This window comes from Paenibacillus sp. Leaf72, from assembly GCF_001422685.1.
In the GTDB taxonomy this organism is placed as follows: domain Bacteria; phylum Bacillota; class Bacilli; order Paenibacillales; family Paenibacillaceae; genus Pristimantibacillus.
The window spans coordinates 21,712-36,335 of the sequence record NZ_LMLV01000013.1; the positions used below are offsets into that span (position 1 = coordinate 21,712).

General features: G+C 49.3%; 15 protein-coding genes. 2 read left to right on the forward strand and 13 right to left on the reverse strand.

Features of this window, described 5'->3' with window-relative positions; all coding sequences use genetic code 11:
* Window positions 1-94: 94 nt before the first annotated feature.
* The 6 genes from ASF12_RS17405 to ASF12_RS17430 form a co-directional block, all read right to left on the reverse strand.
* On the reverse strand, window positions 95-799 hold the full coding sequence (locus ASF12_RS17405; RefSeq protein ID WP_235533193.1) for a sigma-70 family RNA polymerase sigma factor: 705 nt from the start codon (window positions 797-799) through the stop codon (window positions 95-97).
* Between the two features lie 44 nt (window positions 800-843).
* On the reverse strand, window positions 844-1,296 hold the full coding sequence (gene rsbW, locus ASF12_RS17410; RefSeq protein WP_056037167.1) for an anti-sigma B factor RsbW: 453 nt from the start codon (window positions 1,294-1,296) through the stop codon (window positions 844-846).
* A gap of 57 nt (window positions 1,297-1,353) precedes the next feature.
* Complete coding sequence (locus ASF12_RS17415; RefSeq protein ID WP_056037170.1) at window positions 1,354-1,899, reverse strand: DUF948 domain-containing protein; 546 nt, start codon at window positions 1,897-1,899, stop codon at window positions 1,354-1,356.
* A 147-nt stretch (window positions 1,900-2,046) separates the two neighbouring features.
* The gene (locus ASF12_RS17420) at window positions 2,047-2,517 is read right to left on the reverse strand and encodes an ATP-binding protein (protein ID WP_056037173.1); all 471 of its coding nucleotides are present in this window, start codon (window positions 2,515-2,517) and stop codon (window positions 2,047-2,049) included.
* A 2-nt stretch (window positions 2,518-2,519) separates the two neighbouring features.
* Entirely contained in the window at window positions 2,520-2,846 is a 327-nt protein-coding gene (locus tag ASF12_RS17425) for an STAS domain-containing protein (RefSeq protein ID WP_056037176.1), read from the reverse strand.
* 349 nt (window positions 2,847-3,195) lie between these two features.
* Window positions 3,196-4,338, reverse strand: coding sequence for a PP2C family protein-serine/threonine phosphatase (locus ASF12_RS17430; protein WP_056037179.1), 1,143 nt, complete (start codon window positions 4,336-4,338; stop codon window positions 3,196-3,198).
* Window positions 4,339-4,562: 224 nt separating this feature from the next.
* On the opposite strand from ASF12_RS17430, the gene ASF12_RS17435 reads away from it, so the two are divergent.
* Window positions 4,563-4,940, forward strand: a complete 378-nt coding sequence (locus ASF12_RS17435) for a YtxH domain-containing protein (RefSeq protein ID WP_056037182.1) — start codon at window positions 4,563-4,565, stop codon at window positions 4,938-4,940.
* Window positions 4,941-5,146: 206 nt separating this feature from the next.
* Here the strand turns inward: ASF12_RS17435 and ASF12_RS17440 are convergent, their stop codons facing one another.
* Complete coding sequence (locus ASF12_RS17440) at window positions 5,147-6,652, reverse strand: L-fucose/L-arabinose isomerase family protein (RefSeq protein ID WP_056037185.1); 1,506 nt, start codon at window positions 6,650-6,652, stop codon at window positions 5,147-5,149.
* 118 nt (window positions 6,653-6,770) lie between these two features.
* Here ASF12_RS17440 and ASF12_RS34545 point away from each other — a divergent pair, with 118 nt between their 5' ends.
* Window positions 6,771-7,658 (forward strand): AraC family transcriptional regulator, encoded by an 888-nt coding sequence (locus ASF12_RS34545; RefSeq protein WP_056037190.1) that lies wholly within the window; start codon window positions 6,771-6,773, stop codon window positions 7,656-7,658.
* A gap of 242 nt (window positions 7,659-7,900) precedes the next feature.
* Here ASF12_RS34545 and ASF12_RS17450 read toward each other — a convergent pair whose 3' ends face one another.
* From ASF12_RS17450 to ASF12_RS17475, 6 genes are all read right to left on the reverse strand, one after another.
* A complete protein-coding gene (locus ASF12_RS17450; RefSeq protein ID WP_056037193.1) occupies window positions 7,901-8,614 on the reverse strand; it encodes a Crp/Fnr family transcriptional regulator in 714 nt (237 codons plus the stop codon).
* Between the two features lie 84 nt (window positions 8,615-8,698).
* Window positions 8,699-9,793, reverse strand: a complete 1,095-nt coding sequence (locus tag ASF12_RS17455) for a carbohydrate ABC transporter permease (protein WP_056037194.1) — start codon at window positions 9,791-9,793, stop codon at window positions 8,699-8,701.
* Entirely contained in the window at window positions 9,793-10,875 is a 1,083-nt protein-coding gene (locus ASF12_RS17460; RefSeq protein WP_056037197.1) for a carbohydrate ABC transporter permease, read from the reverse strand. Before ASF12_RS17460 ends, ASF12_RS17455 begins: the two co-directional genes overlap by 1 nt.
* Before the next feature lie 26 nt (window positions 10,876-10,901).
* Window positions 10,902-12,323 (reverse strand): ABC transporter substrate-binding protein, encoded by a 1,422-nt coding sequence (locus ASF12_RS17465; RefSeq protein WP_442952537.1) that lies wholly within the window; start codon window positions 12,321-12,323, stop codon window positions 10,902-10,904.
* A 280-nt stretch (window positions 12,324-12,603) separates the two neighbouring features.
* Window positions 12,604-13,659: a LacI family DNA-binding transcriptional regulator gene (locus ASF12_RS17470; RefSeq protein ID WP_056037200.1), complete on the reverse strand. Its 1,056-nt coding sequence runs from the start codon at window positions 13,657-13,659 to the stop codon at window positions 12,604-12,606.
* Window positions 13,660-13,740: 81 nt separating this feature from the next.
* Window positions 13,741-14,547, reverse strand: coding sequence for an alpha/beta fold hydrolase (locus tag ASF12_RS17475; RefSeq protein ID WP_056037205.1), 807 nt, complete (start codon window positions 14,545-14,547; stop codon window positions 13,741-13,743).
* Between the last annotated feature and the right edge of the window lie 77 nt (window positions 14,548-14,624).

Consider the following 14,624-nt stretch of genomic DNA (forward strand, 5'->3'; position numbering starts at 1 on the left):
AACGCCAAATAAGTCATTCCTCCATTCCCACCATCCCTACAACTCTATCATCATTGCTAAGAGTATGGCAAGGAAACGAGGCACGCGGAGAAACCTACAGCCATGCCCGCAGCTTCTCAATCGCACGCTTCTGAATACGGGAAACGCTCATTTGCGAAACGCCCAGCTTATCGGCTATCATTCGCTGCGACTGGCCTTCCTGATAGATTAAATGGATGACGGTCTGTTCTTCTTCCTTGAGACTTTTCATTGCTTCTCCTATATCCAGCTTCATATCAAGCGCTTTAAATTCATCGGACGGATTCGCAATGAGATCGCCAATAGAAGCGCCATCCCCTTCGCTCGTCAACGGCGTATCAAGCGATGTGTAATGATAATAATCACGTCCTGCCAAAATTTCAATCGTCTCTTCCTGCGTAAGCTCCAGATGGGCGGCGATTTCCTCCACTTTCGGCGAGCGTTCCAGCTTTACCGTCAGCTCATCAATCGCATGCTGAAGCATGCTGCCCTTTTCCTTTACACGTCTAGGCACTTGAATATACCAAGAGCGGTCACGCAAATAATTCTTCAAGTTGCCAATGACGCTTTTCATCGCATAACCTTCAAACGGGATACCGATTGAAGGGTCGTATTGTTTAAAGAGCCGCAGCAGCGACATTTGGCCTACCTGATATAAGTCCTCATATAAATCCGGGCGGCTGCGAGACATTTTGCCAGCAGCCATCCGAACGATATCCTCATAATGCACCAGAAGCGCCGTAGCCGCTTCATTACAACCTTCATTTCGGTAGGTTTGCATGAATGCGGCTATTTCGCTTGGAGCTTTGGAGGAGGGTTTTGTACTCATGCCATCTCCTCTTTTCTGCCAAGCAGTTTTGTAAGAATGACCTCCGTACCGCTAGTCGTATTCACTTCCACATGATCCATGAGCGCTTGCATCATATACAAACCAAGTCCTCCAATTGGAGCCTCGCTAAGCCTCGTCGCATGAAGCGCCCCCGCTGTACGGTTAACAGCCTGTTCATAATTAAAGCTGGTTCCATTGTCACGAACGCAAATTTTCAAGCCGTCAAGCTGCTGTTCAAAACTCACATGAAGCTCGCCCGAGCCGCGATGCTCATAACCATGTATAATCGCGTTATTGCACGCCTCGCCCACAGCTACCTTCATATCTTCAATTTGCTCATATTCAAAACCTAATTTAACGGCAAGACCATATAAGGTCAATCTTACGATATCGAGATAATCTGCCTCCGCTGGAATTGTCAACTGCACCGATGTTTTCATATCAGCCATTCTTTCCTTTCTACAGTGAAATGTTAAGTTCTGTACGTCATGCTGCAAAAGATCTGTTTACTGTCTGCTAGAAGCTGTATTATGCATAGCAGCTGGCCTGGATACGTTATCTGCTGCTGCCGTATTGGCTTTACGCTCTACAAGCATCTGCAGCACCTTCGCCGCAAGCGTTGCTCCTTGGGCAATTAATTCCGTCTTCGTGCTATTCACTGCCACTTTCGGCCTTGCTGCTTCCGCTTTGGCTTGTACGACGGCTCTTTCTTTCCGCAGCTTCTGCCCTGTTTTAACAGAGGAAATGAGTGCGACAGCCGATTCCTTAACCGCCGAGGTCGCTTCCTGAACGACATGGCCCACATCATCCAGCGAGCCAAACAGCGAATCAAGCGATTTGAGCTTCATATTTACATCATCTGCAACAGAGTTTGTCGTTTGAACGACGCCCTTCACCTCTGTACCGATTGCCGATATCTCATGCTTCACTTCGACTAAAGTTACCCTCATCTCATCTAGAGAATACTTGAGCGATCTAAGCGCCTCTATCACATAATAAACGAGTATTGCAAAAGCAATTGCTGCTATCAAAACCCCTATTTCCCATAGCATAATCATAGCCTCCCTTACTTTCCTTGTGCTTCTTGTTACGTTTAAGTTACCCTGCTCCACAAGGAATGAAACAGCAGCTGGCCAGCGATATAAAAAAAGAAAACCACGACTTGCCGGGGCGTCCCATGCCTTAGTCGTGGTTATGTGTTATTGCAGCGGCAGAAGGCGCTTGGTCATGACAACCTGCGTACATTCGGCGGAATGTATATTAACCTCATCCATTAGCGCTTGCATTAAATACAAGCCCAGTCCGCCAACCTCCAAACCGCTCGTATCTTCACCTTCGAGCGGCCCTGCCTTTTCCATATAGGCGCCAGCTTCAAAGCCTGCTCCGCTATTCGTAATTTTAATCGTCAAGCTGTCTGGCAGCACTTCAAATTCAACTATAATTTGGAGCTCGTCCTCAGCTGCTTGAACAGCATCGACCGCCTCCCGCTCGCCCGCTTGTTGTGGCGTATAGTGTAAAACAGCGTTATTGCAAGCTTCTCCCACAGCAACCTTCATATCTTCGATATCCTCGTACGAAAAACCCATTTTAGAAGCAATACCGTACAGGCCAAGCCTCACGATATCCAAATATTGTGCGTCCGCCGGTATTTGCATCACAATACGCTTCATGCTTAGCTTACGGTCCCTTCGTTGATATAACCTGAAATGCCTGTAATATCAAATAGCCGCTTAATGCTTCTTGGAATATTTTTAACGATAAATTCGGCTTTCTTCTCATCACGCGCTTTAATGACCGACACCACGATGCCGATACCTGTACTATCGATATAAGCAAGGCGTTCCGTATCAAGAACCAGCGTTTTCTCTGTACGATTGACAACCGTTTCGAGCAGGGAGCGCAGCTCAGGCGCTGCGGCCAAATCAAGCTCACCGCCTACTTGTACAATTATCGCGCTATCCGTTTCATGAATAACTGCCTGAAATTTGTTTAACGTCATTGAACACACTCCCAAGGCAAATTTTAAGTAGATCATATCAATAACACCGTCACTGCACAAGCGGAGAACTGAGGGCCTGGAAGATCAGCTGCCTGCTTGCCACTTGCGGGATGAAAGCGACTATTACGTTTATCATGCCTACGTTTACAATGAAGGGATATGCAGCCGATCATGCTGTTCATAACAAAACCAGCATCTGCTGAAATAGTCAGATATCCTTATATTAAACCGTTTGGGATTGATTGAAACAGCTGGCGAGCAACGATTTCAAAATTATTTTTCCGTAAAAGCGTGCTGCCAGCTTTGGGCCTATCATTTCTTTCTATTAGTATCTCGCTCGTATTATCTATTACGCCTTCACTTTTGTTTCGACCGTAACGAGGCATATATCGTCCTGCTGGCTCACCTGTCCTAAACCTTCGAACAAATTCAGCACATGATCCTCAAGCTGTTCCCCATCTTCACCCAGCCTTGCTTGCAGCTGCTGAACGTCATCCTCTTGTCCTTTGGCGAGCTGATCCAGCAGACCATCGGTATAAAGCACGATTTTCACTTGGTTGCGATAAGAAATGCTGCCTTTCTTCACTTCAATGTTATCAAAAAATCCTAAGGCGCAGCAGCCTTCCGTCAGCAGCTGCGGTTTTTGATCAACAAAGGCGATGCCAGCGGGATGCCCGGCATTGACATATTCAATCGTCTGCTCCTTCGTGTCCAGCACATAATAGATAGCGGTAAAATAATAGTTCATCAGTTGATTCGAGCCTTGCAGCTGCATCATTCTCCGGTTCAGCTCAAGCACGACGAGCTCGGGATCGGAAATGCTTTTGATCGTATCCTGCAGCGCCGAATAAATATACATGCACACGAGCGAGGAAGAAATGCCATGGCCCATCATATCAAGCAAAATCACGCCATATTTTCCGCCGCCTAAGCAATACCAGGCATAAAAGTCGCCTGCCAGCTCAGAGGACGGCCGATAAATCGCATCGATTTTCACCCGATCATTGTCTATCGGATCGCTTAATATGCTGCGCTGCACCTGCTTCGCCAAATTCAGCTCGAAGGAAATCCGCTGATCGCGCTCCTTATGCCAATCCTTTTCATATTTAAGACGAAGTGCCGAGCGAATGCGAGCCAGAAGCTCGACCTTATTAATCGGCTTCATGACATAATCGATCGCTCCCGCGTCCAGCGCTTCCGCCAGCTTGTTGGAATCCCCGAGCGCCGTAACAAAAATAACCGGAATATCGCGGTAGCGCTCACTTTCCTGAATGCGCCTGCACGCTTCAATGCCATCGATGCCCGGCATCATTAAATCCATTAGAATGAGAGAAACCGGCGGTTCCGTCGCATTCGGCTCATCTAGCTCCAAAATATCAAACAGCTCCATCGCTGAGGAGGCTGTTGCTAATTTCGTGTATCCGGCTTTTTGCAGTATTTTCTCTATTATGAGCAAATTCGTAGCGTTGTCGTCCACAATTGCAATTCGCATATGTTCGCGCTCCTTTCGTTGCTACAATTTAATCAACCTTTTTTTTCAAAGTGAAACGCTCTAGTAGTTATATCATAAACGATAATGCCATTCCATTCCTATATAAAATGATCCCTCCGCATTGTTCGATCGCCACTTCACATATTAAAGCTTGTTTCAAAAATGGCTAGGGAGGTTACTTAGTGACATGAGAGACGATAACCAGATAAGAGGAGAGGATTAATATGTCAAACCCTGTAAATGAAGCAAAATCAAACGGACTGCTAGCGGGAATTCTTATTGGAGGTGCGCTCGGTGCTTTGTCGGCCCTGCTGCTTGCTCCAAAAACAGGCTCCGAGCTGCGAAAATCTCTTTCCAATACCTGCTCAGATTTAACCCAAAAAACGGGCCGCTTAGCTTCCAACATTAGCGAGAAAACTAGCGATCTCGTTTCTACGATAGGCAACAAAACGCAAAGCCTCGCCACTACGGTTCGCGATGAGGCCTCCGACGTAGCCGACCATGCAAAGCAAAGCGCCGAGCATATCATTGGTTCAGTATCAGAGAAGGCTGAAGAGGCGAAGGAAGGCATTAAGGCGCAGCTAGAGGCGCCGAAAGTTTAATCGCACTGCTGCTTAACCTTAACGCTCCTTCATTCATAGGCATATAATAATTTGGTGTTCGAATATTAGGCGTACAAAATAAAGGAGCCTCCTCAGGGATGGCTCCTTTATTTTGTACGCCTTTAAAAGCAAGGATAAGCAAGAAAGCTGCTGTTGCTAAGAAACAGCGCAACTGTCATAGCAGCTGAATATTTTTTAGCTAACGTCTAACCCAGCGCCACATGCTTGATCTGCATCAGCTCCCCAACCTTGCTGAACAGCGAGGCATTATGTCCAATCGACATGGCGCAGTGATGGGTCGGAGCTTCGGCAAACCATGCCGTCATATAATCGTCTGGATGCTGCTTGAATTTTACTGGCGTCTGCGTATTGCCAATACGCATAATCGGTCCATTGGTTGACTCCGCCTCGCTGCTGATCAGCTTAAGCCTGCCATCTCCTGTCTGGGTCAAGTTCAGCGTCGTAATCGGTCCCGTACGTACCTTCGCTTCAACGGATACACCTGTTCCCTGTTTGCCATGATAGAGCCCCATGCCGCGCAATACAGGTCTTCCCTCAGATATGGCAATATGAAACGGTCCATCATGCCCAAGCAAAATCGTTTCATCAACGTAATCGACGACCACAATTTCCGAGAAGCTGCCGCCTGTGCCGAGAATATCGCATATTTTCATAGCGACGGCCGTCTTCAAATCTCCTTCTCCCGAGCAAGGAATACCTCTGGCTGTCAGCAAAGAATGCCCCACAATAAAGCCGCCTTGCAGCTGCTCGTATTCACCGCCCGGCGCACCATGATAATAATAGGTTAGCGCATCCAAATCATATTCGCGTACGAGTTTTTCCTGCGCTGCCGCCACCTTGCACGACCATTCAAGCTGCTCCTCCGTCGGTTTTCTGGCAATCGGATCAGAAGGAGAATCGCCGCTGAGCTGGAACATCGCCAGCACTTCATCCCGCTTGCGCTTCGTTTCCTGCGGCGTAACCGACCTTAGCATGCGATCCAAATCGCATATTTCCAGCACCTCTATATGAAGGCCGGTCTGAGCCTGAAGCATCGTAAAATCGCTATACATGTCCAGCATGCCGCTATACGTATTGCCAAGAAAACCGAAGCGGCTATGGCGCAGCGTGCGCGGAACACCCGCCGCCCTTACCCATTCCTCAATCTCACGCCAGGCGCGAACAGCTTCCTTACGCCCGCTCGTTACCTCATTCGTCAGTGAAATATCCGGTGTATAATCTAGTCCCAGCAAGCCATTTACAACTTTAAATGGTATACCGGCACGATTAAACGCGTTAGCAAACTCCGGAACCGGACAAGCGCCGCAGTGCGCCAGCCATTCTCCTGTCGTTGAACCTTCATAATTCATTCGCTCGGTCGGCTGCAAATTAAGAAACACGACTGGCGCTTTATTGATTTGATGGATAGGCAATACCGTCGAGCTGGTTGAATACGTAGCGGCATGACAAAACACTAAATCTACATTTTGCGTATTGAGCCATTCTCCCGCGCTGCGCCCCTCGCTTTCCGTATCCACCAGACCATAATTAAATACATCGGCCCACTGGGCGATTTTCTGCTCAATAAATGCCCCATATTGCTCAAGACGCTCGCGCAGGCCGGGGAACTGTTCCCAATACGCGCGCAGGCCAACAGAATACATGCCAATTCTCGGTTTGCGGGCAGGCTTAATCGGTGTCAGCAGTGACATGACGGATCATCCTCTCAGCTGCAATCATGTTTTATATGACTATTGTAAAGGCTTACAATATAATAAACATCAAACAAAGTTGTGCAAAAATAATAGAATCTTGGGGAGGCCTTCGTCCATGTCTGCTTATAGTGAAAAAGCCATTCATGCCTGGACGCCTGAATCCGTCCGCTTAGCCGCTACACCATCCTCATTCGCGAAATCCGCTCTTTTTTACATTCAGGAAATCGGACACTTTCAGGCCTTCGCCCCTTACTATACCGAGCGGGAGCAGCTTGAATCGTTTCTGCTCGTCTATACTTTAGCGGGTGCAGGCCGCCTGACGTACCGTGACATTACTTATGAGCTGCGGCCTCATCAGTTGTTTTTCATCGATTGCATGAGCTACCAGCATTATGCCGCAGATTCCGCTGCGGGCGGCAATTGGGAGCTTTTATGGGTACACCTCAACGGCAGCACCACATGCGGCTACTATGAGCAATTTGCTGCAAGCGGCTCTCCAGTTGTTACGCTTCGGCCAGAGTGCCGGATTCAGGCTTGCCTTACGCAATTGCTGCAAATGAATCGGCAAAAAAGCATACGCACAGAGCTGGCCAGCTCGCTATTGCTTGCTGAGCTTCTAACCGAGATACTGCTTGCCGCGCATGAACCGGAGCTGCTGAGCACAGAGCCTCCGCCCTATATTGCGGCAATCATTGAAAAATTCGAACAGCATTATGCCCAGAAAATGACGCTCGACCAGCTGGCACGCCAGCATGCGGTGAGCAAATACCATCTTGCCAAGCAATTCAAGCGCTATACAGGCTTCTCTCCCCACGAATACGTCATTGGCATTCGTATTTCACAAGCAAAGGAGCTATTGAAGTATTCGGATCAGCCTGTAGCCGATATTGCCCCGCTCGTAGGGATCGACAACGTCAGCCATTTTATCAACCTGTTTAAGGCGAGGGAAGGTGTGACGCCGCTTGCCTACCGTAAACAATGGCAGCCAGCATCTATCCGTTAAGCAGGAATAAAAAAGAAGGCCACCCTCCCAGTAGTGAAACACTACTTTCAGGGCGGCCTCTAGCAAGGCATCATGCTTGCTTAATAGAGAGGGCGCTTCGCTCAGAAGCGCATAATGAATAGGTAATGAATAAACGAGAGGATGACATCACGTCATTATTATTATCTTCTTCTTTTAGATCATAACAACTTCTCCCGCAAAAAAATGTAATCCAAATTACATTTTCGAAAAAATAGTTGCATTCAGCCTTCCTGAGCGATAGGGCCCTCATCGTTCAGCCGGCCATCCTGCTGGATGGCGCCGATGACTTGCAGCTGCTCTTTGTCCAAAATGCTGATTTTTTTGCTCACAATGCGAATATAACCTTCATTTTGCATTTCAAGCAGCACCTTCGTTACCGTCTCCCGCACCGTCCCCGTCATATCAGCAATTTGCTGATGCGTCAGCTTCAGCCCAATCGTCGTTCCGTATTTATCCGACAGCCGCAGCAGCAGCCGCGATATGCGCGTACGCGCATTCGAAATCGTCAAATCGGTAATAAGCTCATTTGCTTTGCGCAGACGCTCCAGCGTAATGCTCAAAATATGAATCGCAATGCCCGGATTTTCCTTCAGCAGCCCAAAAAACTGCTCGCGCTTCAGCACATAAAGCGTGCTTTTCTCCAATACTTTCGCTGAGGCAGAACGCAGCTTTGTGCTGTCGATCAGCGCCATCTCGCCAAAATAGTCCCCCTCATGGAAAATGGCGAGGATAACCTCGCGATCCTCCTCATGACGGTAAATTTGTACGGCTCCGGCTTTAATCATATACAATTCATCGCCTTCATCCTGCTCCCAGAACAGCTGGGCGCCTTTGGCAAAGGTTCTCGTCACGAACAGCGGAGCGATTGCCGCCAGCTCCAAATCATTCATATGTTCAAAAAAGGGGAAGTTGCGCAAAAATGTAATATCTGACATCCTCAATCTCCTCCTACCCAGCTATTGTACCCAATCTTTCGGGCATACGCACGGGTTTCTTGAAGGAGAGGCGCCACTCGCTGCCTAACCTTTCACCGAGCCGCCCAATAAGCCGCGGACGAAATATTTTTGCAGGGCGAAAAATACGGTTAGCGGCATTAGCATCGAGACGAATGCAGCTGCCGTCAGCAGATGCCAGTCGCTTCCTTTTGACCCTACCATTGCGGCAATTCGCATAGACATGACCTGCACATCCGGCTGACTGCCGATGAACACCAAGGACACTAAATAATCGTTCCAAACCCAGAGAAACTGGAAAATGCCAATGGACGCAATCGCTGGAACCGACAATGGCAGAATGAGCCGTGTAAAAATCGTGAAGTTCGAAGCTCCGTCCATAAACGCCGATTCGAACAGATCTTTGGGCAGCTGGCTAATGAATGTATACATAAAATATATCGTCAGCGGCAAGCCGAAGCCCGTATGCGCAATCCATATGCCCAGGTAGCTGCCATTGAGGCCAAGTGCCGTGTAATCCTTCAAAATCGGGATGAGCGCAACCTGCAGCGGCACAACGAGCATCATAATAACGGCGACAAACATCGATCGCCGTAGTGGAAACCGCAGCCATGCAAAAGCATAAGCAGCAAATGTCGCGATTAGGATCGGAATAATTGTCGATGGAATCGTCACAACCATCGTATTGAGAAAGGCTTTGGAGAGCCCTTCTCCCTTTTGCGATCTAAGCGTGCCATCTGCCTGCATAATTTCAAAGTTTTTGCCCGTCAGCACGCCATTGTAGTTTTCCAGCGTGAAGTTCGTATTCACCTTCCAGTCCGGCTGCTGCACCTGGATCGTCCGCGCCCGGCGGTTTTCCCAGATCAGTCTGCTGCCATCCTGCGCCGTGACGCCGCTGCGCAGCTGATCATCGTTAAACAGCTCGCCATTCACCTCAATCGGCTGGCGCAAATCCGTTTCCTTCGGCAGCGTAATCGTCGATTGCGTGACATAATCACGGTGCGGGAATACCGTCCACCAGCCGGTTTGCAAAATATCAACCGCAGGCCGGAACGAGGAGACCAAGAGGCCTACCGTCGGAATAAGCCAGATGAAGCAAATAAAAGCGAGTATGACGTTGACGATCGTTTTCGACATCGTCTTTTTCCTTGTCCGCTTCATCAGAATCCCCCCTGTTTCCGAAACTGCCGCAAATTAATGATGATGACGGGGATAACCGCGATGAGCAGCACAATCGCCAGCGTTGAGCCGTAGCCTGCATTGCGATACATGAAAAACTGGCGGTAAAACTGCGTCGCCACCACTTCCGTATCGTATTGCCCGCCAGTCATGACCATGACGACATCGAAAATTTTCAGCGTAAATACAATAATCGTCGTCGATACCGACAAAATCGTTCCTGAAATGGCCGGAATAATGATGCTGCGAAAAATACGAATTTCCCCCGCGCCGTCAATCCGCGCCGCCTCTAGCATATCCTCTGGCACGCCCTTGAGCGCCGCCGAGAACAGCACCATCGCAAACCCCGTCTGCATCCAAATCAGAATGGCGACGAGGAAAAGATTGTTCCAGGGCTGAAGCATGCTGGTGAAAGCCTGCGCTTCCCCTCCGAAGGCGACCACAATCGCATTGAGCAAACCGATCTGCTCATCACCCGGCTTGTAGAAATAAATAAATTTCCAAATGACGCCGGCAGCGACGAACGAAATCGCCATTGGCATAAAGATGATGCCTTTCGCCAGCTTCTCGAAGCTGCTGCGGTCAGCAAGCACGGCAATCAGCAGCCCTAAGCAGATACAGGCGGTAGCGCCAAAAACGACCCACATCAAATTGTTGCGCAGCGCCGTTAACAGCAAGCGATTCGTAAAAACTGCGGCATAATTGGAGAGGCCGACAAACTTCTCCGTGCCCGCATCCATAAGGCTCATATAGAAGGTGCGCAGCGTCGGAATGAGCAGCAGCCATCCGAGCAGCAAAGCTGCCGGTCCTACGAAAATAAAGGGCTGGATGCGCCGCTTCCAGATGTCTGGATATTGCTCCACTGCCCAGTTAAACGACCAATAAATCGAATAAACGCCCAGCACTCCCCAAATGATAGCAAGCAAAGCATATAATACAGATGGCAAATTCGTATCGCGCAGAAACAGGTAAATGCTTGAATGCAAAATCGCATTGACGAGCACGACAGCCAGAGTAACGGCAACGTTTCGCGATTTGCTCGTTTTTGGCGTGGAAGCTAGCATGGCCCAGCCCCTCCTTCAATTAAAATTTAATTATTGAAGCCTGACTGAATTTCTTTAAGCGCGCCATCCAAATCAACGGTGCCACTAATATAGTCCGTCATGCCTTTCCAGAACGTGCCTGCTCCTACCGAGCCAGGCATAAGGTCAGAGCCATCGAAGCGAAGCGTCGAAGCATTTTTCACCAGCTCGCCCATTCTGCGCTCCACATCTGTTGGATACCAATCAAGGCTTGCATCATTCATTGGCGCGACCACGCCGCCGGACTGCACCCAAGTCTTAATCGATTCGCCTGTCGTGAAAAATTCCATAACCGCACGCACTTCTGGACGGTCGTTATGCATCGCATACAAATCGCCGGCAACGAGTACAGGATTGCCATAGGCCTCATCAATCGACGGCAAATAGAACCAGTCATAATCCTCGCCGGATTTCAAGCCTTCAGGGAAGAAGCTTGTAATAAAGCTGGCTTGGCGATGCAGCCAGGCTTTAGGCGGATGATCGAACATTGGCGTCACCGAATCGCCGAATGAGGTCGTTACAATCGACTTGCGTCCGCCGTATACATAATCGTCGTTCAGCCAAATTTGCGACAGCTTCTCGAATGCATTTTTTACAGCAGGATCTGTAAATGGCAGCTCGCCTTTGACCCATTTGTCATAGTTTTCAGCTGTTGTGGTGCGCAGCATAATATCTTCGATCCAGTCAGTCGCAGGCCAGCCGGTTGCTGCTCCGCTCTCGATGCCAATTGCCCATGCCGGATCGCCGTCTGCGGCGATTTGCTCGGTTAGCGCCAGCAGCTCATCCCATGTTTTTGGTACGGTATAGCCCGCATCATCAAACTCTTTCTTCGGATACCAGACGAGGCTTTTCACGCTGCTGTGATTCCATACTCCGGCCATCATCGGTCCACTTGGCCCTTCCATCGTCGCCATATCCAGCCAGCTCTGATTGTAGTTGCCCTTCAGCTTATCGGCGTCCAAAAATTGCGACACATCGATAACCTTGCCCGATTTCACGAAATTCGCCAGCAGTCCCGGCTGCGGGAAGTCGGAAATATCCGGGGCATTGCCGCCATCGATCCGAATAGCAACGGTTGCTTCAAACTCCTTGGAGCCTTCATATTGAATATCGATACCCGTTTGTTCCTCAAACGCCTTGATGCTCTCCTCAAATTTCGCCTGGTCCACATCTACGAATGGGCCAAACATCGTGACTTTGGTACCTTTGTAGCTGCCGGCAAGCGCCTGCTCTAGCGGCGAACCATCTGCGTTTCCTGCCGGCTCCTGCGTAGCTTCCGCACTAGCCTCAGGCGTAGCTGTCGCTGCTGGTTCCTCGCTTGCAGCGCTATTGCTTCCGCCATTTCCACTGCTGCAAGCAGAAACAAGCAGCGCCAAAATGAGAACCATGCTCAGCATGAGCGTATAACCAAACTTAAATGGCTTTTTCAAAAGAACCATCCCCTTATCGTTCATAGTCAAGTGAATCGCAAGTCATTCTCGTTGATGAACGTTCGCCGCATGATGTACGTATGCCAGTTGTACGTCGTTCATGGAAGCTGTCTTCATATGGAGACTATCATCAAAGTGTAACGTTGCATCACTCCCTTCACGATTCAAACGAAATGAGAGGGCAGACGAAACCCCATGCTCCGCCCAAAATGAACACGCTTACATTAAACGTATTCAGCAAATGAACCGCGGGTGACAAGAACAGCGAATAGGCATCGGCCTATGCTTTTTTATTCCCAATGCTGTGATGCGACGTATGAGACAATGTATGGGACATAGGCAAAGTAGACTCTCTGACGATTAACTCGTGAGGAAGCCATTCTCTTAGGACAGCAGCTTCTCTTCCTTCAAGCTGCTCATGCATTTTTTCTACAGCTCTCCAGCCGATCGCATACATGGGCTGGGCAATCGTCGTCAGCTTCGGTATCGTCATCCAGGACATGCGCAGGTTGTCAAAGCCTACAACGGATACTTGATCGGGAACACGGATTCCGCGGTCATGCAAGCAGGAAATGACGCCCATTGCAAATTCATCGGAGCAAGCAAATACAGCAGTTAAGTGTGGGTGTCGGTCGAATAAGCGGGAGGTGGCTGCATATGCTTCTTCAAACCAGTGTGTTGCAAACTCTACGTAGTCTGCACAATGATGGAGGTTGTTTCGTTCGAGAGCCCGGACGAAGCCGTCATGGCGGGTCTGACCTGAGATGGGGTCGGGCAGCGTGAAGCAGATGAGGCCAATATGCTGATGCCCTTGTTCAATTAAATAACTGACCGCTTCGAAAGCGGCTGCCTCCTCGTCAACCTTGACGGATGGAAGCTCGTATTCGAAAGACACGGTAGACACAAGCACGACAGGATAACCGCAAGCTTGCATCGTCTCGTAATACTGCTTCTGGACATAATCGCTGACGAACAATAAACCGTCGGCCTGCTGCTTGTTCAACGTATCCAGATAAGAAATAGTTCGCTCCGGCACTCGGTCCGTATTGCAAATCATCAAATTGTAGCCGAGCTGCTTAGCCGCATCCTCCATGCCGCGAATAATTTCGCCAAAATAAGCATTGCGGATGTCGGGAATGAGAACACCAAGCATTTGCGACTTTTTGAAAATAAGACCTCGGGCCAGCGCATTCGGGTGATAATTCAAGCTTTCAATCGCTTCTAGCACACGCTGTCGCTTATCCTTCGTGACCGATTCCGGGGCATTCATCACACGGGAAACGGTGCTGATGGATACGTTAGCCATTCTAGCAACGTCGCGGATCGTAGGCTTCATCGCCAAACCATCCTTTATTTTCTTTTTTTGAAAACCTTTTCAACGTCATTATAATGGCTAAAATATCCTTTTGCAACCGTTTTATTTTTGCAGCTTCGAAAGCCAAGCATCGATTGCCGCTGCTACCTCGTCCGCCTGCTCGGATGCCGTTATCGTTGCATCGTTGTCGCCGGACTGCTTGCCATAGGTACCGAAGCCGCCGTGATTTCCGCCCTCAATTGATACATATTCGGTCTGATCGGCAGGCAAGTTTTTCTTGGACTGCTCCCACGTTTCCTTGTTCAGCACAGCATCCAGCGTTCCCGTAATTTGCAACGCTGCAAGCTTGCTGCCGCTCAAATCAGCGCCGTCATCGGCATATGCGCCCATGAAAAAGATGCCGGCCAGCTTATTCGGATTCTCTGCTGCATATCTCGCAGCAAAGGCTCCGCCAAGCGAATGCCCGCCGATCACGTAGCTTTCTTCTGGATGCTCCGCTATGTATTCATCTGCGCGGTCCTGCGCAGTGAGCGCCAAGTTAAATGGCATGGAAGCAATATAAACGCGATGTCCAGCTTCTGCGAGGCGCCTTGCAAGCGGCGCATAACTTTCCGGCTTCACCAGCCCTCCTGGATAAAAAATAATATTAGGCGAGAGCAGCTCTTTGCCTTCCCCCGGCTCAAAACGGTAGCCATGCTTCAGCTCGCTTACCTGAACCGAGCTGTCGCTATCCAGCGCGGCCAGCGCTTCTTCCAGCGGACTATACGTCTTCGCCTGCAAAAACAAAATAATTCCCAGGATGAGAACAATGACGACGATGGCTGCCCACAACAGCACTCGCTTCCAAGGCGAACGACGGCGTCCACGCGAATGCCGGGATACCGAGATTGCATTTGAACCATAATCCATTTCCGTTTCGACTCTCCTTTCATTTCAGACGTAATCGGATGGCAGCATCCTTTGCCGCCATCCGATTACGTTTATTA